3 rRNA genes are annotated in these 904 nt (G+C 48.7%); all 3 read left to right on the top strand.

The annotated features are described in order from the left end of the window. A 23S ribosomal RNA gene (locus tag HFGMBDPB_RS29595) occupies positions 1–201 on the top strand; the annotation flags it as partial. 125 nt (positions 202–326) lie between these two features. After that, a 5S ribosomal RNA gene (rrf, locus tag HFGMBDPB_RS29590) occupies positions 327–439 on the top strand. Between the two features lie 330 nt (positions 440–769). Then, positions 770–904 (top strand): 16S ribosomal RNA (locus HFGMBDPB_RS29585); the annotation flags it as partial.

Here is a 904-nt window from a genome sequence, read left to right as displayed (position 1 = left end):
CCAGTGGCATTGCCGAGTAGCTAAGTGTGGAAGAGATAACCGCTGAAAGCATCTAAGCGGGAAACTCGTTTCAAGATGAGATCTGCCGGGGCCTTGAGCCCCCTGAAGAGTCGTTCAAGACCAGGACGTTGATAGGCTGGGTGTGGAAGCGCAGTAATGCGTTAAGCTAACCAGTACTAATTGCTCGTGAGGCTTGACCCTATAACTTTGATGACGTGATCATCAAGGTGGTTATGCCAAGTAAGGCGCAGTCAAAATACAAAGCTGATTACAGACTCTATGAATTCGTTGTGTTGCTCGCAAGAGCAGCATGACAACAAGTTATGCCTGATGACCATAGCAAGTTGGTACCACTCCTTCCCATCCCGAACAGGACAGTGAAACGACTTTGCGCCGATGATAGTGCGGGTTCCCGTGTGAAAGTAGGTCATCGTCAGGCTCTTACAGCCAAAACGCCCGGCTAGCGCCGGGCGTTTTCTTCTCTCTCCTGCTGAGCAGGGTAGAGAAGAAAACGCAAAAAGCGTTGAAAGTGCAGCGAAAGTTGTGCTAGAATACAAGACTCGCTGATCGCAGCAAGTCAGAAGCAAGGAAGAAATTCCTCGCTCCGATCCTTAAAAATATACAGCCGATAAGCGTGGGCGTTTGAGGCGAACAGCCAAGTTCTTTGGAACTCGGCTCTTTGAAGCCAAAAAACGCTCATGAGAATAGAAGTGAAGTTCACTTCAATTCCGTTTTTATGAGTTAGTCGAAAGACTTTAAATTCAAGATCGAACTGTAGAGTTTGATCCTGGCTCAGATTGAACGCTGGCGGCATGCCTTACACATGCAAGTCGAACGGTAACAGGTCTTCGGACGCTGACGAGTGGCGAACGGGTGAGTAATACATCGGAACGTGCCCAGTCGT

Source organism: Delftia sp. PE138 (assembly GCF_018320755.1).
Taxonomy (GTDB): Bacteria; Pseudomonadota; Gammaproteobacteria; order Burkholderiales; family Burkholderiaceae_C; genus Comamonas; species Comamonas tsuruhatensis.
Note: the sequence above shows the minus strand (reverse complement) of the source record. Positions and strands in the feature narration are given on the sequence as shown.